The following is a 24,071-nucleotide window of genomic DNA, read 5'->3' on the forward strand; positions in this document are numbered from 1 at the left end:
CGTTAAAACGGCCCTCCTGGAGAGGGCCGTTTGCTTTACTGCGAGCGGCACATTTTATATTTAAGCCATCGCGCATGGAGCAGGTCGAAAAGCCAGTTATAAAAAACGGTATAAGGAAGGTAAGCAAGGAAAAATGCGATCTCAATTAACAGCGCCTGCCCCAGTGAGATGCCGAGCATCGCGGCGGCAATCGGCAGACCGATCAGGATAAATCCGCCCTCGAAGCCCAGCGCCTGTAGCACGCGCAGCGCAAGGCCGCGCGTAACCTTATCACGGGGGAAGAGTTTATCGAATCCGGCGTTATAAATAACGTTCCAGATCATCGCCACGGTGGAGAGCATGACGGCCAGGGAACCCATTTGAAAAAGCGGCTTATCCAGAGCCCAGGCCGCAGCAGGCGCCAGTAGCAAAATCGCCACGCTCTCGTAGCCAACGGCGTGAATAACGCGCGTTTTAATATTCCAGGTACGCATAATTTCTCCTGATAAGTCAGGCCTGCCATTCTCTGCCACTTTTTTGCTAAGATGAAACGAATATCCATCGATAAAAGCGATATGTTAATGCGTTACTCTCCTGAATCCCTGGAAGCCTTTGTTCAGACGGTCGAAAGCGGTTCTTTTTCCGCCGCGGCCCGTGCGCTGCGTAAAAGCCAGTCCACCATCAGCGCGGCGGTGGCAAATCTGGAGGCTGACCTGGGCTTTACGCTTTTTGATCGCCAGGGGCGCTATCCGCTGCTGACGGAAAACGGCAAACGCGCGCTGGCGCAGGTACGTGAAATTCTGTCGGCGAGCGTGCAGCTTGATACGCTGGCCGTTCGGCTGGCGGGTGAGGTGGAACCCTGCCTGAGCATGGTGGTATCCGATTTCTGGCAGACGGTTTATCACGAGCGGCTGTTGACGCGCTTTGCTGAGCGCTACCCGGATATCGAGTTTGAATGCATGATCGCTGAAGATGCCGACGCCATCGATATTCTCCAGTCGGGCAGGGCGCACCTGGCGGTCATTGGCGCACAGCCGTTTTACCCCGGCGATATTGCGACCGCGCGGCTTCAGGTAGATGCGGAAATGGCGATCTGGTTGCATCAGGCGCATCCGCTGGCACAGCAGGAGAACATCAGTGAAGCGGCACTGAAAACGGTGCGCCAGCTCTGCCTGAATACATGGGTTGAGCAAGGTCGACGACAAACCGGTAAGGTCTGGTCTGCGCCCTCCTACCTGCTGCTGCTGGAGATGGCTGAGCAGGGGTTTGGCTGGAGCATACTGCCGCGATGGATGGTTACCCGCTTCGGGCACCACGTGCTGCGCGAACTACCGCTGCAAGGCTGGCCGCAGCACATTGCGCTTGACGCGGCCTGGTCCCGCCGCACGCCGCCCGGCCCGGCGGGTCGCTGGATGATCGATCATCTGCTGGCCCAGCAGCCGGTTTAATCGCGGCGGGAGATGTCGGCGAAAAGGGCGCTCAACTGACGGGCCAGATCCTGCGGCGACAGTTCAATATCCAGGCCGCGTTTGCCGCCGGAAACAAAAATAGTGGCGAAGGCCTTCGCGGGCGCATCAATCACGGTGGGTAAACGCTTTTTCTGCCCCAGCGGACTGATACCGCCCAGCAAATAGCCGGTGGTGCGCTGGGCAATCTGCGGATCGGCCATTTCCACTTTTTTTTCGCCAAATGCTTTGGCAACCTTTTTTAAATCCAGCTGGCCGGCGACCGGCGTGACCGCCACGGCCAGCGTTTTATTGTCCCCGTTCAGGGCAACCAGCAGAGTTTTATAAACCTGTTCGGCGTTGAGGTTCAATTTTCGCACCGCCTCATCGCCAAAATTTGCTTCGTTTGCGTCATGTTCGTACGCGTGAAGCTGAAAGGGAATACTGTTTTTTTCAAGGAGTTTTACCGCTGGCGTCATCGTGAAGATCCTTACGCTGTTTACCCGTTATTTTTCAGTAATTCAGGCAGATTGCCATCGCCATAAAGGTGTAGCGCGCCGACGGCCACGACATAGTTTCCCGCGGGCAGCGCTGGTAACATTTCACTCCAGCGCTGATTACGCTGAAGCATCAGCACGTCGTTAAGCGCATTATTAAAGGTGCTGGGTAACATGGCAGCGCCGCGAGGCGGCCTTTCCAGCCACCAGCTCATCATGGTTTGCAGCAGCCGCGCATTGGTGTCCCAGTGCTCCAGCGTATCGCGCAGCAGCGACAGACCGTTATCGGGCAGCGCCTGAAGCAGCGCCAGCTGCGCTGCCGGGCCTTCAAGCTCAATTACCTGCTTCTGCTGCGCGCGCGCGGCGTTAAGGAGCTGCATATCAATGCCGTATTCTGTCCGCAGACCAAGGCGTTGCGCCTGCTGCGCCTGAAGCATCAATGCAATCTGCCATCCGGAAAGCGTATCGATCGCTTCAGGCGCAATCGCCACCGTTTCGCACAGGCGTTCAAGGCGGCACAGCTCCTCCGCTGTTAAGCGCGTGCTGAGCGGCGGGCAAATTTCACTTTCGCCGAAGGGAGAAGCGCCTGATGTAATGTCAGCTTCCACGATCAGCGCGTCAGCGCGGGCAAGACGCGCCTGAAGGGCGGCGGGCAAGGGCATCATGCCCTGCGTACCCATATGGATGCTGCCGACCAGATGAAACTCGCTGTCGCCGACGTTTATATCCTGCGCCGGATAAGCATAGCGTGGCTGCCCGCGCCAGAAGGCTTTGAGGATGCGTAATATTTTTCCCATAGTGTCCGTCTCCAGCCCGTTATTCAGTCATGCTAACGGTTTAAGTGGCTGAGTAACAGGAGAAAACGGCCCTGGCTGCGGGCGCTTACGGCTTAAAGCGTATCAGGCGATTGGCGTTGCTCACCACGGTAATTGAAGAGAGCGCCATCGCCGCGCCCGCCACTACCGGGCTGAGCAGCGTGCCGGTGAAGGGATAGAGCACGCCAGCGGCGAGCGGAATGCCGATAACGTTATAAATAAAAGCGCCTGCAAGATTCTGCTTCATATTGCGCAGCGTCGCTTTGGCGATCGCCAGCGCATCCACCACCGCGTTGAGATCGTGGCGCATCAGCGTCATCGCGGCGGTTTCAATCGCCACATCGCTGCCGCTACCCATTGCGATGCTTACATCCGCCTGCGCCAGCGCGGGCGCATCGTTGATGCCATCGCCGATCATTGCCACCTGCCTGCCCTGCTGCTGAAGACGCTTGATCGCGTCCGCTTTTTCCTCCGGCAGAACACCGGCAATAACTTCATCCAGTCCGGCCTCGCGGGCAATGGCCCCGGCGGTTAATGCGTTATCGCCGGTCAGCATGACCAGTTGATATCCCTGCTCTCGCAAACGGGCCAGCGCGGCCACGCTCTCCTTGCGTAACGGATCGCGCACAGAAAACATCGCGACCACCTTGCCGTCAGCGGCCAGCAGCACGGGCGTTATGCCCTGACCAGCCTGTTTTGCCAGACGCTCATCCAGCGCTGAAGTGTCAATTTGCTGCTGCGCCATCAGGGCACGACTGCCCAGCAACAGCGTAATGCCGTCTACATTACCGCTGACGCCCAGCCCGCGTATTGTACGAAATTGCTTAGTATCCGGCAGCGCGGCTTGACCTGCACGCGCCAGGATCGCCTGCGCCAGTGGATGATGTGAGCCCTGTTCAAGCGCGGCCGCCCAGCGTAGCGCCTGTTCCTCGCTGACATTGTTAAACAAAGTAATATCAACCACCTGCGGCTCACCCGCGGTCAGCGTGCCGGTTTTATCGAACACCAGCGTTGAGAGCGTACTGGCCCGCTGAAGCGCATCGGCATCGCGTACCAGTACGCCAAATTCCGCAGCGCGCCCCACGCCAGCAATAATCGACATCGGCGTTGCCAGACCCAGCGCGCAGGGGCAGGCAATAATCAGCACGGTCGTGGCGATAACCAGCGTGTACACGGCCTGCGGCGCAGGGCCGAAGATATACCAGACCGCCGCGCTGAGCAGCGCGATAGCGACCACGGCAGGCACAAACACCGCCGAAATGCGGTCTGCCAGCTGACCGATTTCTGGCTTACTGCTTTGCGCTTCGCGTACGCGGTTAATAATGCGCGATAGCGTGGTGTTTTTCCCGACGGCCTGCGCGATAAAAAGCACGCTGCCGTCCTGGATCACCGTGCCTGCGTGAAGGTGATCGCCCGGCGTTTTTTGTTGCGGCATGGCTTCACCGGTCAGCATGGCCTCATCGAGAAGGGCTTCGCCCTGACCGATCACACCATCAACCGGCACGCGATCGCCGGTACGCAGGCGCAGCGTCATGCCGGGCACCACCTCGCTCAGGCTGCACTGTTTTTCGCCCGCTTCACTGACGACAAGCGCAGTGGGCGGCGTCAGATCCAGCAGGCGTTCCAGCGCCTGAGACGAGCGCTGGCGCGCACGCTGCTCCAGCATGTGACCCAGGTTGATCAATCCGATAATCATTACGCTGGCTTCGTAATAAAGATGTCGCGCCTCAAGTGGGAAAACCGCCGGCCAGAGGTTAACAATAATGGAATAGAGCCAGGCCGCGCCGGTACCCAGCGCCACCAGCGTATCCATGGTCGCCGTACCGTTGCGCAGGCTTCTGGCCGCGCTGCGATAAAAATGACCGCCCGCGACAATCATAATGAAAAACGTGAGGATCCCCACGGCAAGCCAGCCGCTGCGGTTGGTTTCTGTCAGCATCATATTGTCGCCGATCATCCCCCACAGCATAAGCGGGATGCCAACTGCCAGCGCCAGCGCAGCCTGCCAGCGAAACCGACGCGTTGCCTGCATGGCCGTTTTTTGCTGTTTTTCACGACGCCTGGCATCATCTTCGATGATTTCAGCAGCATAACCGGCTTTTTTAACTGCTTCCGTCAGCGCATGCGGCGAAGTATCTCCCATCACCAGCGCGCTTCGCTCGGCAAGATTGACGCGCGCCTGACGCACGCCCGATACCTGTTGCAGCGCATGCTGCACCCGGCTGACGCAGCTGGCGCAGCTCATGCCCTCAATCAGTAAATGGAAGCTTTCGCTCTCCTGAGCCGGAAGCTGTTGAGTGGCCGCTGTCAGCGCTTCCGGCTGAGATAGTGAGTCTGCCAGCGGTTCAGGCTTTGGGTGAGAAGGATGCTGAAGAAAAGCGGCATGATAGCCAGCCGCTTCGACGGTGGCGATCAGCTCTTCTGTGCTGGCGCTGCCGTTAACGGTGGCTTCGGTCAGGGTGATTTCGGCATTCTGAACGTCGTCGCGCTGTTCCAGCGCCTCTTTTACGCGCCTGATGCAGTGCCCGCAGGACAGGCCATCAAGCGTAAGCAGGGTCGTCTGTGACATGATAAGGACTCCCAATCCCGGGGTAACCCGGAAAGTATTTTACAGTAGTGATACAGAATAAACCTTCCATCAACGGGAAGGTCAATATTTTATCCCGTATCGCTGCTGTAAAATCGGCGTTCCCTATAATAATTATTATTAACGTTTTTGAAATTAAGTCCCGCAATATCGCGAGACTCATTAACGCTCCCGGGGTTTTCTTAACCAAACTTGCGGGCGAAATCTTCTTCGGAAGTGCAGAGATAGATAATGAATTCGACAAAAGCAATCAGAGCCGGGATAAACGTCCAGAAGAACAGAAGATAGAGTATACCCTGGCCCGTTTTACCCAGATAAAATTTATGCGCACCTAAACCGCCAAAGAAGAAAGCCAACAGCGTTGCGGTTAATTTACTCTTTGTGCCCGCTGTTTTTTGTGGCGCTCCACAGCCGGGGCAGGCTGCCGCATCTTTATGAATCTCTTTTCCACAGCCGCGGCAGAAAGCCATATTGCTCATAAAAAAACTCCTGTATGAAATACTTACCATTTTTAATTTCCCAGAAATGTATTTTATAATGAAGTCGCAATTTCGGTAAATAAAAACAGGCTGGTAATTTCTTTTTTAATTAATGCAAGGTTGCATGGTGTAATTGGTTTTTTAACTTGTTGAGTTTTGATTTTTTTTGCGTGTGGAAGGGTGAAGATAGTCGTTAATAACATGTCATGAATGCGTTAATTATTATATAATGCCATTAAGGCAGACTCGTGGTTTGAGTGAGTGTTGTTTACGGGGTGTAAAATGCGCAAGTGCAGGAGAGTGGAATGAACATCAGCGACGTCGCCCGAAAAACCGGCCTGACCAGCAAAGCTATTCGTTTTTACGAAGAAAAAGGGCTGGTTACCGCACCGCTACGCAGTGAAAACGGCTATCGGAGCTATACCGCCAGGCACCTTGAGGAGCTGACTTTATTGCGTCAGGCACGCCAGGTCGGCTTCAACCTCGAAGAGTGTCGCGAACTTATCGCGCTGTTTAATAATCCCCGGCGACACAGCGCGGACGTAAAAGCGCGCACGCTGGATAAAGTTGCGGAAATCGAGAACCATATTCGCGAACTCAGTGAAATGCGCGAACGGCTGCTGATGCTGGCGGAAAGCTGCCCTGGCGACGACAGCGCCGATTGTCCGATTATCAACAATCTCGCTGGCTGCTGCCGCGCCGGACATTCAGGCGGAGTACAGGCAGTCACTGCTCCTTGTTCAGCCGGTGCGCCTGATGATTTGCAGGGTGATCCCTTCCACCCCGACCACGGTAACGGGCGTTCCCGCCGGTAAGTTCTCTGCGGCCTGAACGCGCCAGTCGCTGTCACCGATGCGCACCCGGCCAAAACCGTCCACCAGCGTTTCATCCAGCGTCAGCTGCTGTCCGATAAGCTGGCTGCCGCGCTGATTAAGCATGGACTGCGGTTGCCTGCCGGCGCGGCCCTTAAGCCAGCGATACCACCAGAGCGCAGACAAAACCGTTAACAGTGCGAAGCTGAGGCCTTGCCACTCCCACGGCAGCGGCACCAGCCAGACCAGCAGGCTCACCAGTATTGCCGCGATGCCGCTCCACAAAAGATAACCGCTGGCACCCAGCATTTCTGCCGCCAGCAATGCGCCGCCGAGCGTCAGCCACAGCCGCCAGGGATTGGCTAGCAGGTCGCTCAACATTAGCGGCTCCGCTCTTTACCGGACTGGTTCAGCAACTCAGCAATACCGGCAATGGAGCCCATCAGGCCACTGGCCTCAAGCGGCAGCATCACCATTTTGCTGTTGTTTGCTGTACCGATTTTCTTCAGCGCCTCAGTATAGTTTTGCGCCACAAAGTAGTTAATGGCCTGAATGTCACCGGCGGCAATTGCCTCAGAAACCATTCTGGTTGCGGCGGCTTCGGCTTCCGCGCTTCGCTCACGGGCTTCTGCCTGGAGAAACGCCGACTGGCGTTCACCTTCTGCTTTCAGGATCTGCGATTGCTTTTCGCCCTCTGCGCGCAGGATTGCTGCCTGACGCACGCCTTCTGCTTCCAGGATGTCCGCACGCTTGGTTCGTTCGGCTTTCATCTGCGCATTCATTGAGGCGATCAGCTCGGCGGGCGGACGCACATCGCGAATTTCAATACGGGTAATTTTCACCCCCCATGGATTGGTGGCCTCGTCGACGATACGCAGCAGGCGCGAATTAATGTTATCGCGCTGCGACAGCATTTCATCCAGCTCCATTGAACCGAGTACGGTACGCATATTGGTCATCGTCAGATTAATGATCGCCAGCTCAAGGTTGCTGACTTCATAGGCGGCGCGAGCGGCGTCCACGGCCTGAATAAAACAGACGGCGTCGATGGTGACGCTGGCGTTGTCCTTAGAGATGATCTCCTGCGAGGGAATATCGACCACGCGCTCCATCATATTGATTTTGCGGCCCACGCGATCCATAAACGGCACAACAAGATTCAGGCCAGGCTGGAGGGTGGTGGTATAGCGGCCAAAGCGCTCCACCGTCCACTGAAAGCCCTGAGGAACAATTTTTATGCCTGACCAGACGACGATCAGGGCCAGAACGATAATAACCGGTATCACAGCGAGCATAAATTAACCTCCCAATTGTTAAAAGCCTTGGGCCAACTCATTTGGCCCCTGTCACTTGTCTTTAGCGCGACGATCTGCTCGCTGGCTATATCGAGCGAACCGGAGAAGCGCTAATAAAGCAGCGAGTAGAGCTGCCGACGATATTTTGCAGCGAGCGCATCACCGGTGCCAAGCGCGGCAAGGATCTCCTGCAACATTTTACGTGCATCGCCGTTTGCCGCAGCAAGATCTTTTTTCAGGTGACTGAACAGCAGCTCAAGCGCCTCTTCGTTTCGTCCAACCTGATGCAGTTGCAGCGCCAGCTGCGTGGCAAGCTGCGCGTTTTCCGGATCCGCTGCGCTCTGCTGCTGAAGCTGCTGGATTTCAGGCGTATCCGCGGCCTGCTTTAACAGATCGATCTGCGCAATCAGCCCCTGGTAACGCGTATCTTTATCCTGTAACGGCACCTCGGCCAGAACGGTTTCGGCTTCGTCACTGCGATTCAGGGCAATAAGCGCTTCTGCCAGAAGAAAGCCCATCTCGCTGTTTTTGTTGCTGAGTGTCCAGGCATCCTTCAGTAGCGGCAGGGCATCCAGCACCTTGCCTTCCTGCATCAGTTTCATGCCCTCCTGCGCCTTCAGCTCTTCCTCTTTCGGCAGAACCTTATGCAAAAGCGCGCGAATGGCCTCTTCTGGCTGCGGCCCCTGGAAACCATCCACAGGCTGACCGTTCTGGAAAAGATAGACGGTGGGGATTGAACGCAGGCCAAACTGCTGGGCAACGGCCGGTTGCGCGTCGCAATCCAGCTCGGCAAGCACGAACTGTCCGGCATACTCCTGCGCCAGGCGTTCAAGTACCGGCGTCAGCTCCTGACAGTGCTGGCTGCGTGCAGACCAGAAATAGAACAGGACCGGCACCTGCATGGACTGCTCAAGCGTCTCGTGCAGGTTGGTTTCATCAATAGTAATAATGGCAGCTTGTGGTGACATGCATTCGTCTCGCAATCAGAGTTTGTTACTTTATGGGGGCGCCACGGCGCGCTTCAAGTCTTTTTGCCGCTGTGTGGCTATTTCCCGCGCAAAATGCGATCCAGCATCCAGCCCGGAAGCAAACGGCGTAATATCGACATCGTATGGGCGACGAGGGTTACGGGATAGCGCAATCGCGGATGTTTACTCTCTAAAGCATGGCGTAATTTCGGCAAAACTGCCTCAGGCGGCAGAGTGAAACGTGCGGCGATGCCGGGATTCTTCACTGGCTTATCCTGCTCGCCCTGGCTAACGTTATCGGTGAAGCGGGTTTTAATCGGGCCCGGCTCAATCAGACTGACCCGCACGCCGCTGCCGTGCAGTTCCATACGCAACGCGTCAGACCAGGCCTCAAGCGCGTATTTGCTGGCGGCGTACATGCCGCGACCGGGTGTGGAAATCAGCCCCAGCACCGAACTGGTGTTAATAATTCGAGCCTGCGGGCTGGCTTTGAGGGCGGGAAGCAGCAGCATAGTGAGCTGGTGCGCGCCAAAAACGTTGGTGGCAAACTGCCGCTCCATCTGCTCGCGTGACAGCGTCGCCAGCGGGCCATAAACGCCATAGCCGCCGTTATTGAACAGCGCGTAGAGGCGGTTATCGCACTGCCGGAGGATCGCTGCGGCGCCACGCGCCACGCTGGCGCTGTCGTTTAAATCCAGCTCGATGCCGGTAAAGCCCAGCGCATTCATGCGTTGAACATCTTCCGGTTTTCGACAGGCGGCCAGGACGCGATAGCCGCGACGCAGCAGATCGTTGGCGGCGACCAGACCAATTCCGCTCGAACAGCCGGTAATGACAATATTTTTTTGCATAACTTTACCTGTGAATCCGTCAGTTAACGGGTCACTCATGCTTAACTAGAGGGGCCAGTTCTTTTGCCATGACGTCGGCAATGAACGGTTGTGCATCAGGATTCGGATGAATTCCATCCTGCTGCATCCACTCCGGTTTTTGATAGACCTGCTCCATGAAAAAGGGCAGCAGCGGGATCGAAAAAGTTTTTGCCAGCCTTGGGTACATGGCGCTGAACGATTCCGTATAGCGGCGGCCATAGTTTACTGGCAAACGCACCTGCATCAGCAGCGGCTGCGCGTTCGCAGCCTTAACCTGGGTAATGATTGCGCTGAGATCTTTCTCAATGCTTTGCGGCGGGAAGCCGCGCAGACCGTCGTTGCCGCCCAGCTCGATCAGCACCCAACGAGGCTGATGCTGCTTCAGCAGCGCAGGCAGACGCGCCAGCCCCTGCGTCGCCGTATCGCCGCTAATGCTGCCATTGACGATGACCGGCGATTTTTGCCATTTATCATTCAGTAATGCCGGCCACGCCACGGTTGCGGACATGCGATACCCCGCGCTCAGGCTGTCGCCCAGCACCAGCAGCGTATCAGCCGCCGCCACACGCAGTGTAAACAGAGCCAATAATAACAGGAAAGGAAAATGCCAGCGGAAAACAGTATTGAAGTTCATCGTCTTAGTAAGTCCGTCGGTCAGGGGGATCATCAGCTTTCCATCCTTACCGGAGTTGAGCTGGTTGTCAAACCTGCTGAAACTATTGCGCTAATTGGCGAATCGGGGTCGGGAAAATCGACCTTGCTGGGTATTCTTGCCGGACTGGATGACGGGAGCGAAGGCGAGGTCTTTCTGCTCGGTTCACCGCTGCATCAGATGGATGAAGAACAGCGCGCGAATTTACGGGCGCAAAGCGTGGGATTTGTTTTTCAGTCTTTTATGCTGGTGCCAACGCTTAATGCGCTGGAAAACGTACAGCTCCCCGCGTTGCTGCGCGGCGAGAGTGATAAGCAGAGCCGCGACCAGGCAAAAGCGCTGTTGGCGCAGCTTGGTCTGGCAGAGCGTTTAACGCATTTACCTTCTCAGCTTTCAGGGGGCGAACAGCAGCGCGTGGCGCTGGCGCGCGCCTTCAGCGGCCGTCCTGCACTACTGTTTGCCGATGAGCCAACCGGCAACCTTGACCGCAAAACCGGCGATCGCATAGCCGATCTGCTGTTCTCCCTCAACAGAGACTTCGCCACCACGCTGATCCTGGTGACGCATGACGAGCAGCTGGCCGCGCGTTGCGACCGGCGGCTGCGGGTGCGTGACGGCAAGCTATGGGAGGAAGCATGATCTGGCGGTGGTTCTGGCGGGAGTGGCGATCGCCGTCACTGCTGATCGTCTGGCTGGCGCTGACGCTGGCGGTTGCCTGCGTGCTGGCGTTAGGGTCGCTCAGTGACCGCATGGAAAAAGGGCTGACGCAGCAGGGCCGCGACTATATGGCGGGCGACCGCACGTTACAAAGCTCGCGTGAGGTGCCGCAGGCATGGCTGGATGAAGCGCGGCAATCGGGGCTGACCGTAGCCAGACAGCTCACCTTTATGACCATGACCTTCGCGGGCGATACGCCGCAGCTGGCGTCGGTTAAAGCCGTAGACGACCTCTATCCGATGTTTGGTGCGCTGAGTACGGCGCCAGCGGGCCTGAAACCCAAAGCCGGAACGGTGCTGGCGGCGCCAAGGCTGCTGGCGCTGCTCAATCTTAAATCAGGCGGAAACCTCGACGTAGGCGATACCACGCTGCGAATCGCGGGCGAGGTTATTCAGGAGCCTGACGCCGGTTTTAATCCCTTTCAGACCGCGCCGCGGCTGCTGATGAACCTTGCCGATGTAGAAAAAACCGGTGCGATTCAGCCCGGCAGCCGCCTGACATGGCGCTATAAGTTTACCGGGACACCCGAACAGCTCGGCCGCTACGATAGTTTTATCGCCTCAAATATTAAACCGGATCAGCGTTGGATAAGCATTGAGAACTCCGAGGACGCGCTGGGCAAATCCATGCAGCGTGCCAGTCAGTTCCTGCTGCTGTCGGCGTTGCTGACGTTGATGCTGGCCATCGCGGCGGTGGCGGTGGCCATGAATCACTACTGCCGCAGCCGTTATGATTTGGTTGCGGTGCTGAAAACGCTGGGCGCGAACCGCGCCGCGCTGCGAAAGCTGATTGTCGGGCAGTGGCTGGCGGTGCTGCTGCTGGCAGCCACTTTTGGCAGCCTGTGCGGTAAGGGATTCGAAATTGTACTGCTGCATATGCTGAGGCCCGTCCTGCCCGGCGAGCTTCCGCCCGCCAGCGGCTGGCCATGGTTATGGGCGATCGGCTCGCTGTTTATTATTTCGCTGCTGGTGGGGTTGCGTCCTTATAAACTGCTGCTTGCCACACAGCCGCTGCGCGTGCTGCGACGGGACGCGGTTGCTAACGTCTGGCCGTTAAAGGTCTTTCTTCCGATAACGGCGCTGGTGATTGTCGCTCTGCTGGCGATGCTGGTCGGCGGCAGCAAAATGCTGTGGGTACTGATAGCGGGCATCGTACTGCTTTCGCTTCTGCTGGGCGGTTTGGGTTGGGGCGGGCTACTCATTTTGCGGCGGCTGGTGGTGCGCAACATGGCGTTTCGTCTGGCGGTAAATCGTCTGCTGCGCCAGCCGTGGACCACGCTCAGCCAGCTTGCGACTTTCTCTCTGTCCTTTATGCTACTGGCGCTGCTGCTGGTGATGCGTGGCGATCTGCTCGATCGTTGGCAACAGCAGCTTCCGCCGGAGAGCCCGAACTACTTTCTGCTTAATCTGACGCGCGAACAGGTGCCGCAGGTCAAAACTTTCCTTGAACAGCATCAGGTTGAGCCGCAAACCTTTTACCCGATCGCGCGCGTACGTTTAACCGAAATCAATCAACGGAAAGCCGATCCGTCGCTGGATAATGCGCTGCAACGCGAACTTAACCTCACCTGGCAGGCGCAGCGGCCGGAGCATAATCCGTTAACCGCAGGTAGCTGGCCGCCGAAACAGGGCGAGGTTTCGATGGAGGAAGCACTGGCCGACAGGCTGGGCGTGAAGCTGGGTGACACGCTGACTTTTACCGGTGATACGCAAACCTTTACTGCCAAAATCAGCAGCTTGCGTAAAGTGGACTGGGAAAGCCTGCGGCCTAACTTCTTCTTTATTTTCCCTCCCGGCGCGCTGGATGCGCAGCCGCAGACCTGGCTTACCAGCTTCCGGCTTGATGGCAACACGGCGCTGCTGGCTCAGCTCAATCGCGCTTTCCCGACGCTCAGCCTGCTTGATATTGGCAGCCTGTTGAAGCAAACGGGTCAGGTGATGGCGCAGGTCAGCCAGGCGCTGGAGGTCATGGTGGTGCTGGTGACCGCCTGCGGCGTACTGCTGTTGCTGGCGCAAATTCAGGTGGGAATGCGCCAGCGCAGGCAGGAACTGGTGGTCTACCGCACGCTGGGCGCCGGGAAGAAACTGCTGCGCGGCACCCTCTGGTGGGAGTTCATTCTGCTGGGCGGCGTATCCGGCCTGGCCGCTGCCGCCGGCGCAGAAGCGGCGCTGTGGGGGTTGCAGCGTAAAGTTTTCGATTTCCCCTGGCAGCCTGATTTTGTGTTATGGCTGGCATTGCCGTTAACCGGCGCAATACTGCTGTCGCTGTGCGGCGGCTGGCTGGGCGGGCGGCTGATCAAAGGCAAAGCGCTGTTCCGCAGCTATAACGCATCATAAATGTCGGGCCGCAACGGCCCGTTTTTTATGACTGCTAGCGGTTGAAACAAAAGTAAAACTTAAGTTTTCTGCTTCCAAAAAGCGTTTTCAAATTTACTCAAAGATAACTATCTGATACATTTTTTCCCACAGGGGAATCACGACTCAGTGATGATAAAATTGAGAATGGAATAAATTGAAATGCTTGAATTATTTGATGTAAATCATGGTTTATTATCTGAAGCAAGATCAAAAGAGCTATTTACATTAAGGAAGAAGGTATTCAAGGATCGTCTCAACTGGATTGTTAACAGTGAAAATAACATGGAATATGACGAATATGATAATTATCGTACAAATTATATTCTCGGGTTATACAACAATCTGTCCGTGTGCGGTGTAAGGTTCATTGAATTGCAGTTTAATAATATGATCCTTGGAACCTTCAAAAGCTATTTCAAAAAAATAGAACTGCCTGAAGGGAATTATGTTGAAGCCAGTCGTCTTTTTATTGATAAAGGAAGGATTAAGTCGCTTGCTTTACAGCATCAGCCGGTTAGCGCGCTGCTTTTTTTGTCAATGATAAATTACGCGCGCCATTTTGGTTATGAGGGCATTTACGCTATTGTCAGCCATCCGATGTATATTATTTTTAAACGCTCCGGCTGGGCGGTTTCAGAAGTTGAAGAGGGTCTTTCGGAGAAAGATCAAAAGATTCACCTTATCTTTATGCCGGTTGATGATGCCAACCAGCGTACGCTGATTGAGCTGGTTAAAGCCAGAGCATTACCGTGCAGCGCGAAACTTGATGGCTGGCCGCTCTCATTTCCCATCAAGAGGGACGGGTCTGATCAGCTGTAGCTCAATGCCAAGCCGTATCGCGTGTTTTGCATTGGTAACGCCCAGCTTTTTAACGGCGTTACCAACGTGAAATTTCACGGTGGTCAGCTTGATGCCAAGAATTATCGCAATCTCCTGATAGGATTTGCCCAGGCTCGCCCAGTAAATAATTTCATTTTCACGTTTAGAGAAGATTTCTCTGGCATTCATCTCTTCAAAATCTTTTTTACTGGTTTGTTCCTGATAGTGTTTCGTCAGTTTTTCATGCGTGGTGATTAATATCATCTGAAGACGATCTTTCTGGCTTTTAATCGTTTCTTCTGCATTATCATCGCAGTCTTTATCCAGCATAATTGAAAGCACGGCAAGATTATTATTATTATCATGCACGACAAAAGTATAACCATTGATAATGCCGTGATTTCTTGCCATATCAAAAAGTTTGGGCACTTTAACGCCCTGGTTAAGCTGGAGGTTTTCATCCCATGAAAACGGCGTTAACCGATAAAGCGCAGTAATCAAAACAGGGTCGATAAACTGAAAGTTGTTCTCAACGTAAACCTTAAACCACTCTTTTCTGTTTGAAATAATAGAAAAATCAGCAGGATTACGCTTATTCATAATGGCGTAGGCATATTTGATGTTCGGATAGGTCGCCAGTTCGCTTTCAAGATCCTCCTTTATCGCTGCATTGATTGCATTATCGGCAAAAAATGATTTCAACACGGTACTGCCTCCCTGAAAGGTGAATGCTTTCCTGAACGATTAACAACTTTATCATAACTTTCAAAATTCATCTAACAGCATAGGGAAACTTATGTAACCTGATGGCGTGATGAAAATGGCAAGCTTACGACACACCCGCGCTGAAAAGAGGCGGACAGGGAGGGGAGGTGAGTGAGAGGGGAAAAACAGAGGGAGCAGACTGGCTGCTCCCTCTTATTGTTAAGATAAACTGACGTGGTGTCTGTTTAAATGATTTCCCTGGTAGTTGGCAATTAAAAACTTAACATTATAATTATAAAAGGTATTTATCTTTCTTGTTGCAGATACAATACGGTGTTCTGACGCCCGAAGATAGCCATACTTAAGTATAGTTATGCACTTTTATTTATCATTTCCTCTTGCAGACGCGCCTGCGCCCATTGCAAACCATGGTGATATTCCGCTGGCAAGGTGGTTGCCAGCGCGTCCAGCGTCCGGGTAATGGCGTCTGCCGACGGATCGCAAAGATTCAGGTGACCGACCTTACGTCCGGGGCGAACTTCTTTTTCATACCAGTGAAGGTTGACCAGCGGTTGTGCCAGCCACTGCAAATTCACCGCCGTGCCGATTAAGTTGATCATCACCGCAGGGGAACTCACTACAGGTTTGGGCATCGGCAGATCAAGGATGGCACGCAGGTGCAGTTCAAACTGGCTAATCGACGCGCCATTTTGCGTCCAGTGTCCACTATTGTGTACGCGCGGCGCCAGTTCATTGATCAGCAATCCTTCCGGGACGATGAAACACTCCATCGCCATCACGCCAACGTAATTAAGCTCATGCATAATGGCTGACAGCATCTTTTCGGCCTGACGCTGACGTGCGCTGTCCGGCTCCGGCAACGCTACGCTGGTACGCAGGATGCCATCCTGGTGCAGGTTATGCGTCAGCGGATAGAAGACGGTACGGCCGTCATGCGCGCGTGCGCCAACCAGCGAAACCTCACCAGAGAAATGAATTCCCTGTTCAACGATACATTCGCCGTAGCAGTCGGCGGGAAGCGTTTCGGTTTCATTGACGTGCAGACGCCACTGGCCCCGGCCGTCGTAGCCGCCGGTGCGGCGTTTAACGATAGCCAGCTCACCGAGGGAGGCGAAAACCTGCGGCCACTGGCTCGTATTTTCCAGCAATTGCCACGGCGCGGTGGCGAGACCCAGCCGATCGAGAAGCTGCTTCTGCGTCAGGCGATCGGCGAGAAGAGGAAAAATATCGCGATTAACGAAGGCAGAGTGGCTCGCCAGCTCGCGCGTCAGAGCGGTTTCGGGCCAGCGCTCGATCTCCGCTGTTATCACGCTTTGTTGGATCGGCAGCGCCTGCGGCTCGGCATCCAGCCCGACAGGGTAAACGGCGATGCCCAGCGGCTCGCCCGCCTGACGCAGCATGCGCCCCAGTTGACCGTTACCTAATACGCAAACCGGCTTCATGCTTCCTCCTGCGGATTCGGATTATTCAGCACGTCATCAGTTTGCGCCTGTCGCCAGCCTGCCAGGCGTGACGCCAGCTCGGTATCGTGCAGTGCCAGAATCTGGGCGGCCAGCAGTGCCGCATTGGCCGCGCCCGCTTTGCCTATCGCCAGCGTGCCGACGGGGATGCCGCGCGGCATCTGGACGATCGAGTAAAGGCTGTCAACGCCGCTGAGCGCCGCGCTCTGCACCGGAACGCCAAGCACCGGCACCAGCGTTTTTGCCGCCAGCATGCCCGGCAAATGTGCCGCGCCGCCCGCACCGGCGATAATCACCTGAAAACCGTTTTTTTCGGCATCCTCAGCGAAGGTGAAGAGCTTGTCCGGCGTGCGGTGTGCGGAAACCACCTCGCAGTGAAAAGGCACGGCCAGGCTGCTGAGGATTTCCGCGGCGAATTGCATGGTTGCCCAGTCACTTTTGGAACCCATAACGATAGCAATTCGGGCCGGGGCGGCAGTAGATGACATGCGGATCTGACTCCTGTGATTACAAAAACGTTGTCGGAACATCCTTTTTAATAAAAATGGATGTCGGCCAGGAAGGGCAAAGAGAATAGCATGACCAGGCAGCAAGGAAAACGGTTGCGCAGCGGTAATTACGGCAAAAAAGCGTGTTTATATCGTCAGAAGGGAAAGGTGATGAGCGTCGCTCCGGTGGCGTCAAGGCGGATCATTGAGCCTTCCTCATGCCATGCGCCAAGCACCAGCCGCTCGGCGCGCTGGCCGTCGAGATTGCATTGATGAACCGCAGGACGATGCGTATGACCGTGGATCAAACAGTGAACGCGCTGACGCGACATGGCCTGGTACACCGCGTGATCGTTAACGTCCATAATCGTCAGCGATTTGCCGCTGTTCGCCTGCCTGCTGTCCGCACGCATACGCGCGGCAATCTTCTGGCGAAGTGAGAGGGGCAGGGCGAGAAACAGTTTTTGCAGCCAGCGCTGATGAACGCGACGGCGAAACTGCTGATAGGCTTCATCATCGGTACAGAGCGTGTCGCCGTGCATAATCAACACGCGGTGGCCATACAGCTCCAGCACCTGCTCTTCCGGCAGCAGCGTCATGCCTGCGGCAGCGGCAAAGCGATTGCCGAGGAGAAAATCGCGGTTACCATGAATGAAATAGCAGGGAACGCCATGCTGGTGCAGATCGTTCAGAGCGGCAGCAACCTGCGCATGAAGCGGGGTGGGATCGTCGTCGCCAATCCACGCTTCGAACAGATCGCCGAGAATATAAAGTGCATCGGCGTGCAGGGCATCACGGCGCAAAAAAGCAAGAAAACCGGCTGTGATTGCCGGTTCAGTTGTACTCAGATGCAGGTCCGCGATGAACAGCGTGTGGGGCATTATTCGCTGACGGTCACTTTCTGAATGATAACGTCTTCTTTTGGCACGTCCTGATGCATACCGCTGCGGCCGGTAGAAACGGCTTTGATTTTCTCAACCACGTCCATGCCTTCGACCACTTCAGCGAACACGCAGTAGCCCCAGCCTTGCAGGCTTTCGTCACGGAAGTTCAGAAAATCATTATCCGCAACGTTAATAAAGAACTGCGCGGTCGCCGAGTGAGGAGCCTGGGTGCGGGCCATCGCCAGCGTGCCTTTGGTGTTTTTCAGACCGTTATTCGCTTCGTTACGAATCTCTTCTTTCGTTGCTTTCTGATTCATGCCGGGTTCGAAACCGCCGCCCTGAACCATAAAACCGTTGATCACACGGTGAAAAATGGTGTTGTCGTAGAAGCCTTCACGGCAGTAATCCAGGAAATTTTTAACGGTTGCTGGCGCTTTGTCGTCAAAGGTTTTAATGACGATATCGCCATGATTAGTCTGGAAAGTGACCATGTTCTCATCCTGTAAAGGTTGAAATGTTTATCGGTAAGCTGGCGTCGGGAGTCCACCGCTTTTAACAAGCCGCTTTTATATCACAAATTCTGATGACGAGTTAGTCCTGGCGCATAAACGACCACCGCGCCGGCCTTGCTTTGCGTGGCGCTTACGTTAAGAATACGGCAGAATAAAGGCTTATGGCCGTATCCCGCACACGTATAAAACGGAATGTCTCAATGCTTAAGATTTTCAACACCCTGAGTCGTCAAAAAGAGGAATTTAAACCTATTCATGCTGGTGAAATCGGCATGTACGTGTGCGGCATCACCGTTTATGACCTCTGTCACATTGGTCACGGCAGAACCTTCGTTGCTTTTGATGTCGTTGCGCGCTATCTGCGTTATCGCGGCTATACGCTGAAATATGTCCGCAATATTACCGATATTGACGACAAAATAATTAAACGCGCGCATGAAAACGGTGAGTCTATTGAGGCGCTGACCCAGCGTACCATCGCCGACATGCATGCTGACTTTGCCGCGCTGAACATTTTGCCTCCGGATCGGGAGCCGCGCGCGACGCATCATATTCCCGAAATTATTGAAATCGTCGAAAAACTCATTTCACGCCATCATGCTTATGTTGCCAGCAACGGCGACGTGATGTTTGCTGTCGACAGCGATCCCGAATACGGCAAGCTGTCGCGACAGGATCTTGAGCAGCTTCAGGCTGGCGCGCGCGTGGACGTGGTGGAAAACGTCAAGCGCAACCCGATGGATTTTGTGCTGTGGAAAATGTCAAAAGAGGGCGAGCCAGGCTGGCCGTCGCCGTGGGGCGTAGGGCGTCCTGGCTGGCATATTGAGTGTTCGGCCATGAACTGCAAGCAGTTGGGTGAGCACTTCGATATTCATGGCGGCGGTTCTGACCTGATGTTTCCGCATCATGAAAATGAGATCGCCCAGTCCAGCTGCGCGCACGACGGCCCGTACGTCAACTACTGGATGCACTCTGGTATGGTGATGATCGATCGGGAAAAGATGTCTAAATCGCTGAATAACTTTTTCACCGTTCGCGACGTGCTGGCGCATTACGATGCGGAAACGGTGCGCTATTTTCTGATGTCAGGTCACTATCGCAGCCAGTTGAATTACGGCGAAGACAACCTGAAGCAGGCGCGCGCCGCGCTGGAGCGCCTCTATATCGCTATCCGCAACACCGACGCTACCGCAGAGGCATCGGGGTTTGAGGCGTTTGAGACGCGTTTTTGCGAGGCGATGGACGACGATTTCAACACGCCTGAAGCCTATTCTGTGCTGTTTGATATGGCGCGGGAAATCAACCGCCTGAAGGCTGACGATATGACGGTGGCCAACGCGCTGGCGGCGACGCTGCGTAAACTGGCTGGCGTACTTGGCCTGCTGGAGCAGGATCCGGAACAATTCCTGCAAAGCGGCGCCCAGAGCGATGACGACGTGGCGGAAATTGAAGCGCTGGTGCAGATGCGTATTACGTCGCGCAAGGAGAAAAACTGGGCGCAGGCTGATATTGCGCGCGATAAGTTAAACGCGCTGGGGATTGTACTTGAGGATGGCCCGCAGGGAACAAGCTGGCGACGTAAATAAGATTTACCGCCTGCGCATACTCAGCGCAGGCGATATCAGAGTCAGGCGACGATTTTTATACTGTTGCCATCAAATACAACGGTCTGCCCGATAACGATTTTACAGCGTTTACGGGTTTCCACCGTACCGTCCACCGTGACCAGCCCCTCCGCGATCAGCGATTTTGCCATTGCGCCGCTCTCCACCCAGCCTTCCAGCTTAAGCAGATCGCAGAGATCGACGTGAGGATGTTTACCTAAAGAAAACGTTGCCATTAGCCTGTCGCTCCATCATGAAATTCTTCACATGCCTGTAAGGTATTTTGTATCAGCGTGGCGACCGTCATCGGGCCAACGCCGCCGGGAACCGGCGTGATATAAGCGGCGCGAGACGACGCCTCTTCGAAATTCACATCGCCCACCACTTTGCCGCTGTCGAGGCGATTGATGCCAACGTCAATGACGATTGCGCCCGGCTTTATCCACTCGCCGGGTATAAAGCCGGGTTTACCAACGGCAACGATCAGCAAATCGGCATGCTCAACGTGATGACGCAGATCCTTAGTGAAGCGGTGAGTGACGGTGGTAGTGCAGCCTGCCAGCAGCAGTTCCATGCTCATTGGTCGACCCACGATATTGGAGGCGCCCACCACGACCGCGTTCAAACCGTAGGTGTCGATATGGTAACGCTCCAGCAGCGTGACGATGCCGCGCGGCGTACAGGGGCGCAGCATGGGCGCACGCTGGCACAGGCGACCGACGTTATAGGGATGGAAACCATCCACATCTTTAGACGGGGCGATGCGTTCCAGAACCTTGACGTTGTCGATGCCCGCCGGCAGCGGTAGCTGCACCAGAATGCCGTCGATCTCGCCGTCGCCGTTCAGCTTATCAATAAGCTGAAGAAGTTCGGCCTCGCTGGTGGTAGCGGGAAGATCGTAAGAGCGTGAGATAAAACCCACTTCTTCGCAGGCACGGCGTTTGCTGCCAACATAAATTTGCGATGCCGGATTTTCCCCGACCAGCACCACTGCCAGACCGGGAGCGCGTTTACCGGCGCTCAGACGCTGCTGTACCTTCGCAGCCACTTCCTGCCGTACCTGCTGCGCAATCGTTTTACCGTCAATAATTTTTGCTGCCATCTCAGAGGGGATCCATCTGGTTGAGTGAGTATGGGGGAACAGGGCGCTATTTTGTCAGAAGCGGGCGCTGCTGTCAGGCAGAGATTGCCGGCAGACTGCTCACCCGTTAAGCAACGGAGCGGACATCGGAGTAAAATCGTTGACTCGACTGGCTCGCACCGTATAATTCGACGCAGTTCACTATGCGCCCTTAGCTCAGTTGGATAGAGCACCGGCCTTCTAAGCCGTAGGTCACAGGTTCGAATCCTGTAGGGCGTACCATTAAATATCAATGAGTTACGCAAGCTTCAACCCCACCTGATTTTCTCTTTGTGTCGTATTTGTGTCGCTCTCTCCCAAAAGCGAGTCAATTTTACGCGCATGTTCCGTCAGATGGTTCGGCGCAAGATGCGCATAACGGCGCACCATTTCGATGCTCTCCCAGCCGCCCATCTCCTGAAGCGCGGAAAGTGGTACACCTGACTGAATCAGCCAGCTTGCCCATGTGTGTCGCAGATCATGAAAGCGAAAATCCTCAATGCCTGCCCGCTTAAGCCCGATCCGCCATGCTGTGTTATCATCACAGCGCATCTTCCTGATTGCTGCCGTTTTGGTTCCGTCCGGTCGCGTTGATGGTTTGGTGTGAACGAACACCCAGCGCGAATGCTTACCTATCTGAGCCTTCAGCACCTTGCACGCTGTATCATTCAGAGCCACGCCAATAGCCTTGCCCGCTTTGGCGTTCTCTGGATTTATCCAGGCGACCTTCCTTTGCATATCCACCTGCGTCCATTCAAGATCCAGAATGTTCGAACGGCGTAGCCCGGTCGAAAGCGCGAAGATAACCACTGGTCGGATACTGACCGGCGTACAGTCAATGAGCCTGGCCGCTTCTTCACGCGTGAGCCAGCGTATCCTTTTGCTCAACGGTTTTTTCGTCTTTATCACCGGCGCGATTTTAATCCATCCCCACTCATTGGCAGCTGCGCGCAGCAGCCCGCGCATGAAAGAGAGGTAATGGCTTCTGGTGCCAGCGCTAACCGGCTTATCTTTGAACGAAGGGACCGGCCTGTCATCCCGCAGAGCCGCTTCGCGTTGTATCTCCCATTTTCTGCGGTGATTCCTGTTAACCATTTTGCTGACGATCTTCTGAACTTCTTCACCGGTAATAGTGGCAATGTCTCGTCCGGAGAAGTGGCCCAGGAAGAACTCAATTTTTACCTTATCATCGTCCAGGCTGCGCTTGTGCTCTTTCTCATCCAGCCAGCGCACGCAGGCCTCTTCAAATGATCTGCCCGGCAGGTCGCCCAACTCCTCCACCCGCCACGCTTCAGATTTCAGTTTGTCGTGCAACTCCTGCGCTTGCCTCTTGTCCGTGGTGCCAAGCGATCGCCTAACTCTTTTGCCATTCGGGGTAAAGAAATGACAGTGCCATACCCCGCCTCTGAGGGTGATTGACATAGTGCTTCTCCTTTTGCGCCATCACCCATGCTCGCAGGGCGATTCTGAGATGGATTCGAAAGATAATCAATACAGGCCGATCGGAGAACGAGATACTTACCGGCGTTTCCGCCTGTCTGGCGCCCGATGAGATCGCCTCGCTTAATCAGGTTGCTGACGGTGCGCGGAGACACTTTTAAAAAGGCAGCCGCTTCCGCGAGCGTCAATGGCTCGTCGTGGTTCATGGTGACCTCTGTTAACTTGCGGTAATCGCCGCGGTGGGGTTATTGCTGCGGGCGGAGGATTAAATCGCCATTCATCAACGCTTCTTTGATTGCGTTGAACTCCCAACAGTAGATATTTGCGTCAACATAGATGCGCAGCCCATCACGGTAGTCGTGCTGCTTGCGCTTAATGAATGCTTCGGCAGCTTCGCGGGTGAAATGGCTGTTAACGTACTCCCATTCCCACTGATACCCGGTAACGGTGTGGTATTCCAGTTCACCTATCACATACCACTGGTCTCTGGCGTCAGACTTCATGAACTGTTTATCGCACCAGTCCTGAGATTTTTTATTAAGTTCAACCTGTGATTCATAGTCCAGATCATCCCAGTATTCCTGGATACTGAACCAGTGATTATCATCGCAATAAATCATCAGCTGATCCGTATAGTCGGGGTCAATACCGCTCACCAGCCGTCTGCGCTCAACGATAAAAATCGCATCAGCAGTACAGTGATCGCTAACGCCTTCTCCCTCGCAGTGGTATTTCAGTCGGTTTACAAAATCGGCAAATGTTTCGGGCGTGAGTTTGTTGCCAGTCGCTAAAGTCATGCTTTCATTTCCTTATCCACCACGCGCACGTAATAAACCAGCCACTGACGGGCAGGAAATTTATCTGGCGGCAGGGCGGCTATTTGGTTGGTGTATTTGTCTAACAGAAGGGTGGTAATACGGTCGTGCTCTGATTTGGGTTTCCCGGATGTGGCTTTAAGTATTTCGGCGCGGCACTTTCTGGCCGTTGACCGTAGCGCGTTCTCAGCTTCCGGCGTCATCGGTCAGCCTTATGCCGGGGATTTTACCGGCAGCGATGGCATCATAGATTATCTGAGGGTCGCTGTAGTCGCCGATATTCAACTGCTTCATAGCCGCAATTGCGACTTCTTCTTTCCTGTCCTGTGCAGTGATAAGGCTGAAATCTCCTGTTTCTCCTGACGAGGCGAGGTAACCAATATCCACCGTCGCCCCTTTCTTTCCTGAATAAACGACAATCCCTTTTTTATATTCAGAGCGCTCATCAACCCAAAATTTGATTTCTGCGCCTACTGGTGGGAAACCTTCGCCGCTCCATTCAATATTCATGATAATTTCCTCTGCTGTTCTGCGCGCACCATACGCTCATGGTCTTCACGGCACTCAGGGCTGCAAAAATGCCCGCTGCTGATTGGCTCTTCGCACCAATGACAGTCGCCGGTAAATACCATCTGCGGCTTAGTGCGGTTCGCCAGCGCCACGGCAATCATCTGTTCCGAGCGCGCTGCGGCCTCGTCAATTGGGTCTGCATACATAGGGATTTCTCC

28 protein-coding genes, 1 tRNA gene and 1 pseudogene are annotated in these 24,071 nt (G+C 54.9%); 7 read left to right on the forward strand and 23 right to left on the reverse strand.

All coding sequences use genetic code 11. The features are described from left to right. Positions 1–35: 35 nt before the first annotated feature. Complete coding sequence (locus tag FA91_RS04300) at positions 36–473, reverse strand: multidrug/biocide efflux PACE transporter (protein ID WP_034912866.1); 438 nt, start codon at positions 471–473, stop codon at positions 36–38. 87 nt (positions 474–560) lie between these two features. Between FA91_RS04300 and FA91_RS04305 the strand changes: the two genes are divergently transcribed. Continuing rightward, the gene (locus tag FA91_RS04305; protein ID WP_034918939.1) at positions 561–1,427 is read left to right on the forward strand and encodes a LysR family transcriptional regulator; all 867 of its coding nucleotides are present in this window, start codon (positions 561–563) and stop codon (positions 1,425–1,427) included. On the opposite strand, the gene ybaK is transcribed toward FA91_RS04305, so the two are convergent. The 4 genes from ybaK to FA91_RS04325 form a co-directional block, all read right to left on the reverse strand. Next, positions 1,424–1,903 carry a Cys-tRNA(Pro)/Cys-tRNA(Cys) deacylase YbaK gene (ybaK, locus tag FA91_RS04310; RefSeq protein WP_034912867.1) on the reverse strand — a complete coding sequence of 160 codons (480 nt, stop codon included), beginning with the start codon at positions 1,901–1,903 and terminating at the stop codon, positions 1,424–1,426. The genes FA91_RS04305 and ybaK overlap by 4 nt on opposite strands. Before the next feature lie 20 nt (positions 1,904–1,923). Further along, positions 1,924–2,718, reverse strand: a complete 795-nt coding sequence (locus FA91_RS04315; protein ID WP_034912869.1) for a TraB/GumN family protein — start codon at positions 2,716–2,718, stop codon at positions 1,924–1,926. Positions 2,719–2,803: 85 nt separating this feature from the next. Then, on the reverse strand, positions 2,804–5,305 hold the full coding sequence (gene copA, locus FA91_RS04320) for a copper-exporting P-type ATPase CopA (protein ID WP_034912871.1): 2,502 nt from the start codon (positions 5,303–5,305) through the stop codon (positions 2,804–2,806). Positions 5,306–5,505: 200 nt separating this feature from the next. Further along, positions 5,506–5,802 carry a TM2 domain-containing protein gene (locus FA91_RS04325; RefSeq protein ID WP_034912872.1) on the reverse strand — a complete coding sequence of 99 codons (297 nt, stop codon included), beginning with the start codon at positions 5,800–5,802 and terminating at the stop codon, positions 5,506–5,508. A gap of 305 nt (positions 5,803–6,107) precedes the next feature. Between FA91_RS04325 and cueR the strand changes: the two are divergent. Further along, positions 6,108–6,497 (forward strand): annotated as a pseudogene (gene cueR / locus FA91_RS04330) (Cu(I)-responsive transcriptional regulator); the annotation flags it as partial. A gap of 45 nt (positions 6,498–6,542) precedes the next feature. Here cueR and FA91_RS04335 read toward each other — a convergent pair. The 5 genes from FA91_RS04335 to tesA form a co-directional block, all read right to left on the reverse strand. Then, positions 6,543–6,995, reverse strand: a complete 453-nt coding sequence (locus tag FA91_RS04335; RefSeq protein ID WP_034912876.1) for an NfeD family protein — start codon at positions 6,993–6,995, stop codon at positions 6,543–6,545. Further along, on the reverse strand, positions 6,995–7,909 hold the full coding sequence (locus tag FA91_RS04340; protein WP_034912878.1) for an SPFH domain-containing protein: 915 nt from the start codon (positions 7,907–7,909) through the stop codon (positions 6,995–6,997). Before FA91_RS04340 ends, FA91_RS04335 begins: the two co-directional genes overlap by 1 nt. 110 nt (positions 7,910–8,019) lie before the next feature. Then, positions 8,020–8,877 (reverse strand): co-chaperone YbbN, encoded by an 858-nt coding sequence (locus FA91_RS04345; protein WP_034912881.1) that lies wholly within the window; start codon positions 8,875–8,877, stop codon positions 8,020–8,022. Between the two features lie 77 nt (positions 8,878–8,954). Further along, positions 8,955–9,728 carry an SDR family oxidoreductase gene (locus FA91_RS04350; RefSeq protein WP_034912884.1) on the reverse strand — a complete coding sequence of 258 codons (774 nt, stop codon included), beginning with the start codon at positions 9,726–9,728 and terminating at the stop codon, positions 8,955–8,957. Positions 9,729–9,759: 31 nt separating this feature from the next. Then, on the reverse strand, positions 9,760–10,383 hold the full coding sequence (gene tesA, locus FA91_RS04355; RefSeq protein ID WP_034912886.1) for a multifunctional acyl-CoA thioesterase I/protease I/lysophospholipase L1: 624 nt from the start codon (positions 10,381–10,383) through the stop codon (positions 9,760–9,762). On the opposite strand from tesA, the gene ybbA reads away from it, so the two are divergent. From ybbA to FA91_RS04370, 3 genes are all read left to right on the forward strand, one after another. Next, positions 10,354–11,040 (forward strand): putative ABC transporter ATP-binding protein YbbA, encoded by a 687-nt coding sequence (ybbA, locus tag FA91_RS04360; protein WP_034912889.1) that lies wholly within the window; start codon positions 10,354–10,356, stop codon positions 11,038–11,040. The two genes, tesA and ybbA, sit on opposite strands and share 30 nt — an antisense overlap. Beyond that, a complete protein-coding gene (ybbP, locus tag FA91_RS04365; RefSeq protein ID WP_034912891.1) occupies positions 11,037–13,454 on the forward strand; it encodes a putative ABC transporter permease subunit YbbP in 2,418 nt (805 codons plus the stop codon). The genes ybbA and ybbP overlap by 4 nt, the downstream gene beginning before the upstream one ends. Positions 13,455–13,634: 180 nt before the next feature. Next, positions 13,635–14,294 (forward strand): acyl-homoserine-lactone synthase, encoded by a 660-nt coding sequence (locus tag FA91_RS04370; RefSeq protein ID WP_034912892.1) that lies wholly within the window; start codon positions 13,635–13,637, stop codon positions 14,292–14,294. On the opposite strand, the gene FA91_RS04375 is transcribed toward FA91_RS04370, so the two are convergent. From FA91_RS04375 to ppiB, 5 genes are all read right to left on the reverse strand, one after another. Continuing rightward, positions 14,256–14,999 (reverse strand): LuxR family transcriptional regulator, encoded by a 744-nt coding sequence (locus FA91_RS04375; protein ID WP_034912895.1) that lies wholly within the window; start codon positions 14,997–14,999, stop codon positions 14,256–14,258. The genes FA91_RS04370 and FA91_RS04375 overlap by 39 nt on opposite strands. Before the next feature lie 371 nt (positions 15,000–15,370). Continuing rightward, on the reverse strand, positions 15,371–16,462 hold the full coding sequence (purK, locus tag FA91_RS04380) for a 5-(carboxyamino)imidazole ribonucleotide synthase (RefSeq protein ID WP_034912897.1): 1,092 nt from the start codon (positions 16,460–16,462) through the stop codon (positions 15,371–15,373). Next, positions 16,459–16,968: a 5-(carboxyamino)imidazole ribonucleotide mutase gene (gene purE, locus FA91_RS04385; RefSeq protein WP_034912900.1), complete on the reverse strand. Its 510-nt coding sequence runs from the start codon at positions 16,966–16,968 to the stop codon at positions 16,459–16,461. The genes purK and purE overlap by 4 nt, the downstream gene beginning before the upstream one ends. Positions 16,969–17,123: 155 nt before the next feature. Continuing rightward, positions 17,124–17,849: a UDP-2,3-diacylglucosamine diphosphatase gene (gene lpxH, locus FA91_RS04390; RefSeq protein ID WP_034912901.1), complete on the reverse strand. Its 726-nt coding sequence runs from the start codon at positions 17,847–17,849 to the stop codon at positions 17,124–17,126. Then, positions 17,849–18,343, reverse strand: coding sequence for a peptidylprolyl isomerase B (ppiB, locus tag FA91_RS04395; protein WP_034912905.1), 495 nt, complete (start codon positions 18,341–18,343; stop codon positions 17,849–17,851). The genes lpxH and ppiB overlap by 1 nt, the downstream gene beginning before the upstream one ends. A 221-nt stretch (positions 18,344–18,564) precedes the next feature. On the opposite strand from ppiB, the gene cysS reads away from it, so the two are divergent. Next, positions 18,565–19,950, forward strand: a complete 1,386-nt coding sequence (gene cysS / locus FA91_RS04400) for a cysteine--tRNA ligase (protein WP_034912909.1) — start codon at positions 18,565–18,567, stop codon at positions 19,948–19,950. Positions 19,951–19,991: 41 nt separating this feature from the next. Here the strand turns inward: cysS and ybcJ are convergent, their stop codons facing one another. Further along, positions 19,992–20,204, reverse strand: a complete 213-nt coding sequence (gene ybcJ, locus FA91_RS04405; RefSeq protein ID WP_034912911.1) for a ribosome-associated protein YbcJ — start codon at positions 20,202–20,204, stop codon at positions 19,992–19,994. Further along, positions 20,204–21,070 carry a bifunctional methylenetetrahydrofolate dehydrogenase/methenyltetrahydrofolate cyclohydrolase FolD gene (gene folD / locus FA91_RS04410; RefSeq protein WP_034912914.1) on the reverse strand — a complete coding sequence of 289 codons (867 nt, stop codon included), beginning with the start codon at positions 21,068–21,070 and terminating at the stop codon, positions 20,204–20,206. The genes ybcJ and folD overlap by 1 nt, the downstream gene beginning before the upstream one ends. Positions 21,071–21,254: 184 nt before the next feature. On the opposite strand from folD, the gene FA91_RS04415 reads away from it, so the two are divergent. Beyond that, positions 21,255–21,331, forward strand: a tRNA-Arg gene (locus tag FA91_RS04415). 15 nt (positions 21,332–21,346) lie between these two features. Here the strand turns inward: FA91_RS04415 and FA91_RS04420 are convergent. The 6 genes from FA91_RS04420 to FA91_RS04440 are packed head-to-tail and all read right to left on the reverse strand — an operon-like array spanning position 21,347 to position 24,059. After that, positions 21,347–22,504 (reverse strand): site-specific integrase, encoded by a 1,158-nt coding sequence (locus tag FA91_RS04420; RefSeq protein WP_231566795.1) that lies wholly within the window; start codon positions 22,502–22,504, stop codon positions 21,347–21,349. Next, positions 22,387–22,734 (reverse strand): helix-turn-helix domain-containing protein, encoded by a 348-nt coding sequence (locus FA91_RS21300; protein ID WP_072032283.1) that lies wholly within the window; start codon positions 22,732–22,734, stop codon positions 22,387–22,389. Before FA91_RS21300 ends, FA91_RS04420 begins: the two co-directional genes overlap by 118 nt. 39 nt (positions 22,735–22,773) lie before the next feature. Next, positions 22,774–23,325, reverse strand: a complete 552-nt coding sequence (locus FA91_RS04425; protein ID WP_034912920.1) for a hypothetical protein — start codon at positions 23,323–23,325, stop codon at positions 22,774–22,776. Next, positions 23,322–23,546, reverse strand: a complete 225-nt coding sequence (locus tag FA91_RS04430; protein ID WP_034912921.1) for a hypothetical protein — start codon at positions 23,544–23,546, stop codon at positions 23,322–23,324. The genes FA91_RS04425 and FA91_RS04430 overlap by 4 nt, the downstream gene beginning before the upstream one ends. Next, a complete protein-coding gene (locus FA91_RS04435; RefSeq protein ID WP_034912923.1) occupies positions 23,530–23,853 on the reverse strand; it encodes a hypothetical protein in 324 nt (107 codons plus the stop codon). The genes FA91_RS04430 and FA91_RS04435 overlap by 17 nt, the downstream gene beginning before the upstream one ends. Beyond that, on the reverse strand, positions 23,850–24,059 hold the full coding sequence (locus FA91_RS04440; protein WP_034912925.1) for a hypothetical protein: 210 nt from the start codon (positions 24,057–24,059) through the stop codon (positions 23,850–23,852). Before FA91_RS04440 ends, FA91_RS04435 begins: the two co-directional genes overlap by 4 nt. Between the last annotated feature and the right edge of the window lie 12 nt (positions 24,060–24,071).

The sequence above is a fragment of the Erwinia sp. 9145 genome, from assembly GCF_000745075.1.
GTDB classification, from domain to species: domain Bacteria; phylum Pseudomonadota; class Gammaproteobacteria; order Enterobacterales; family Enterobacteriaceae; genus Erwinia; species Erwinia oleae.

Bases quoted from the DNA above. Each gene is read 5' to 3' on its own strand.
- FA91_RS04300 (WP_034912866.1), bottom strand. From the start codon at position 473: ATGCGTACCTGGAATATTAAAACGCGCGTTATTCACGCCGTTGGCTAC.
- FA91_RS04305 (WP_034918939.1), top strand. From the start codon at position 561: ATGCGTTACTCTCCTGAATCCCTGGAAGCCTTTGTTCAGACGGTCGAA.
- ybaK (WP_034912867.1), bottom strand. From the start codon at position 1,903: ATGACGCCAGCGGTAAAACTCCTTGAAAAAAACAGTATTCCCTTTCAG.
- FA91_RS04315 (WP_034912869.1), bottom strand. From the start codon at position 2,718: ATGGGAAAAATATTACGCATCCTCAAAGCCTTCTGGCGCGGGCAGCCA.
- copA (WP_034912871.1), bottom strand. From the start codon at position 5,305: ATGTCACAGACGACCCTGCTTACGCTTGATGGCCTGTCCTGCGGGCAC.
- FA91_RS04325 (WP_034912872.1), bottom strand. From the start codon at position 5,802: ATGAGCAATATGGCTTTCTGCCGCGGCTGTGGAAAAGAGATTCATAAA.
- FA91_RS04335 (WP_034912876.1), bottom strand. From the start codon at position 6,995: ATGTTGAGCGACCTGCTAGCCAATCCCTGGCGGCTGTGGCTGACGCTC.
- FA91_RS04340 (WP_034912878.1), bottom strand. From the start codon at position 7,909: ATGCTCGCTGTGATACCGGTTATTATCGTTCTGGCCCTGATCGTCGTC.
- FA91_RS04345 (WP_034912881.1), bottom strand. From the start codon at position 8,877: ATGTCACCACAAGCTGCCATTATTACTATTGATGAAACCAACCTGCAC.
- FA91_RS04350 (WP_034912884.1), bottom strand. From the start codon at position 9,728: ATGCAAAAAAATATTGTCATTACCGGCTGTTCGAGCGGAATTGGTCTG.
- ybbA (WP_034912889.1), top strand. From the start codon at position 10,354: ATGCCAGCGGAAAACAGTATTGAAGTTCATCGTCTTAGTAAGTCCGTC.
- tesA (WP_034912886.1), bottom strand. From the start codon at position 10,383: ATGAACTTCAATACTGTTTTCCGCTGGCATTTTCCTTTCCTGTTATTA.
- ybbP (WP_034912891.1), top strand. From the start codon at position 11,037: ATGATCTGGCGGTGGTTCTGGCGGGAGTGGCGATCGCCGTCACTGCTG.
- FA91_RS04370 (WP_034912892.1), top strand. From the start codon at position 13,635: ATGCTTGAATTATTTGATGTAAATCATGGTTTATTATCTGAAGCAAGA.
- purK (WP_034912897.1), bottom strand. From the start codon at position 16,462: ATGAAGCCGGTTTGCGTATTAGGTAACGGTCAACTGGGGCGCATGCTG.
- purE (WP_034912900.1), bottom strand. From the start codon at position 16,968: ATGTCATCTACTGCCGCCCCGGCCCGAATTGCTATCGTTATGGGTTCC.
- lpxH (WP_034912901.1), bottom strand. From the start codon at position 17,849: ATGCCCCACACGCTGTTCATCGCGGACCTGCATCTGAGTACAACTGAA.
- ppiB (WP_034912905.1), bottom strand. From the start codon at position 18,343: ATGGTCACTTTCCAGACTAATCATGGCGATATCGTCATTAAAACCTTT.
- cysS (WP_034912909.1), top strand. From the start codon at position 18,565: ATGCTTAAGATTTTCAACACCCTGAGTCGTCAAAAAGAGGAATTTAAA.
- ybcJ (WP_034912911.1), bottom strand. From the start codon at position 20,204: ATGGCAACGTTTTCTTTAGGTAAACATCCTCACGTCGATCTCTGCGAT.
- folD (WP_034912914.1), bottom strand. From the start codon at position 21,070: ATGGCAGCAAAAATTATTGACGGTAAAACGATTGCGCAGCAGGTACGG.
- FA91_RS21300 (WP_072032283.1), bottom strand. From the start codon at position 22,734: ATGAACCACGACGAGCCATTGACGCTCGCGGAAGCGGCTGCCTTTTTA.
- FA91_RS04425 (WP_034912920.1), bottom strand. From the start codon at position 23,325: ATGACTTTAGCGACTGGCAACAAACTCACGCCCGAAACATTTGCCGAT.
- FA91_RS04430 (WP_034912921.1), bottom strand. From the start codon at position 23,546: ATGACGCCGGAAGCTGAGAACGCGCTACGGTCAACGGCCAGAAAGTGC.
- FA91_RS04435 (WP_034912923.1), bottom strand. From the start codon at position 23,853: ATGAATATTGAATGGAGCGGCGAAGGTTTCCCACCAGTAGGCGCAGAA.
- FA91_RS04440 (WP_034912925.1), bottom strand. From the start codon at position 24,059: ATGTATGCAGACCCAATTGACGAGGCCGCAGCGCGCTCGGAACAGATG.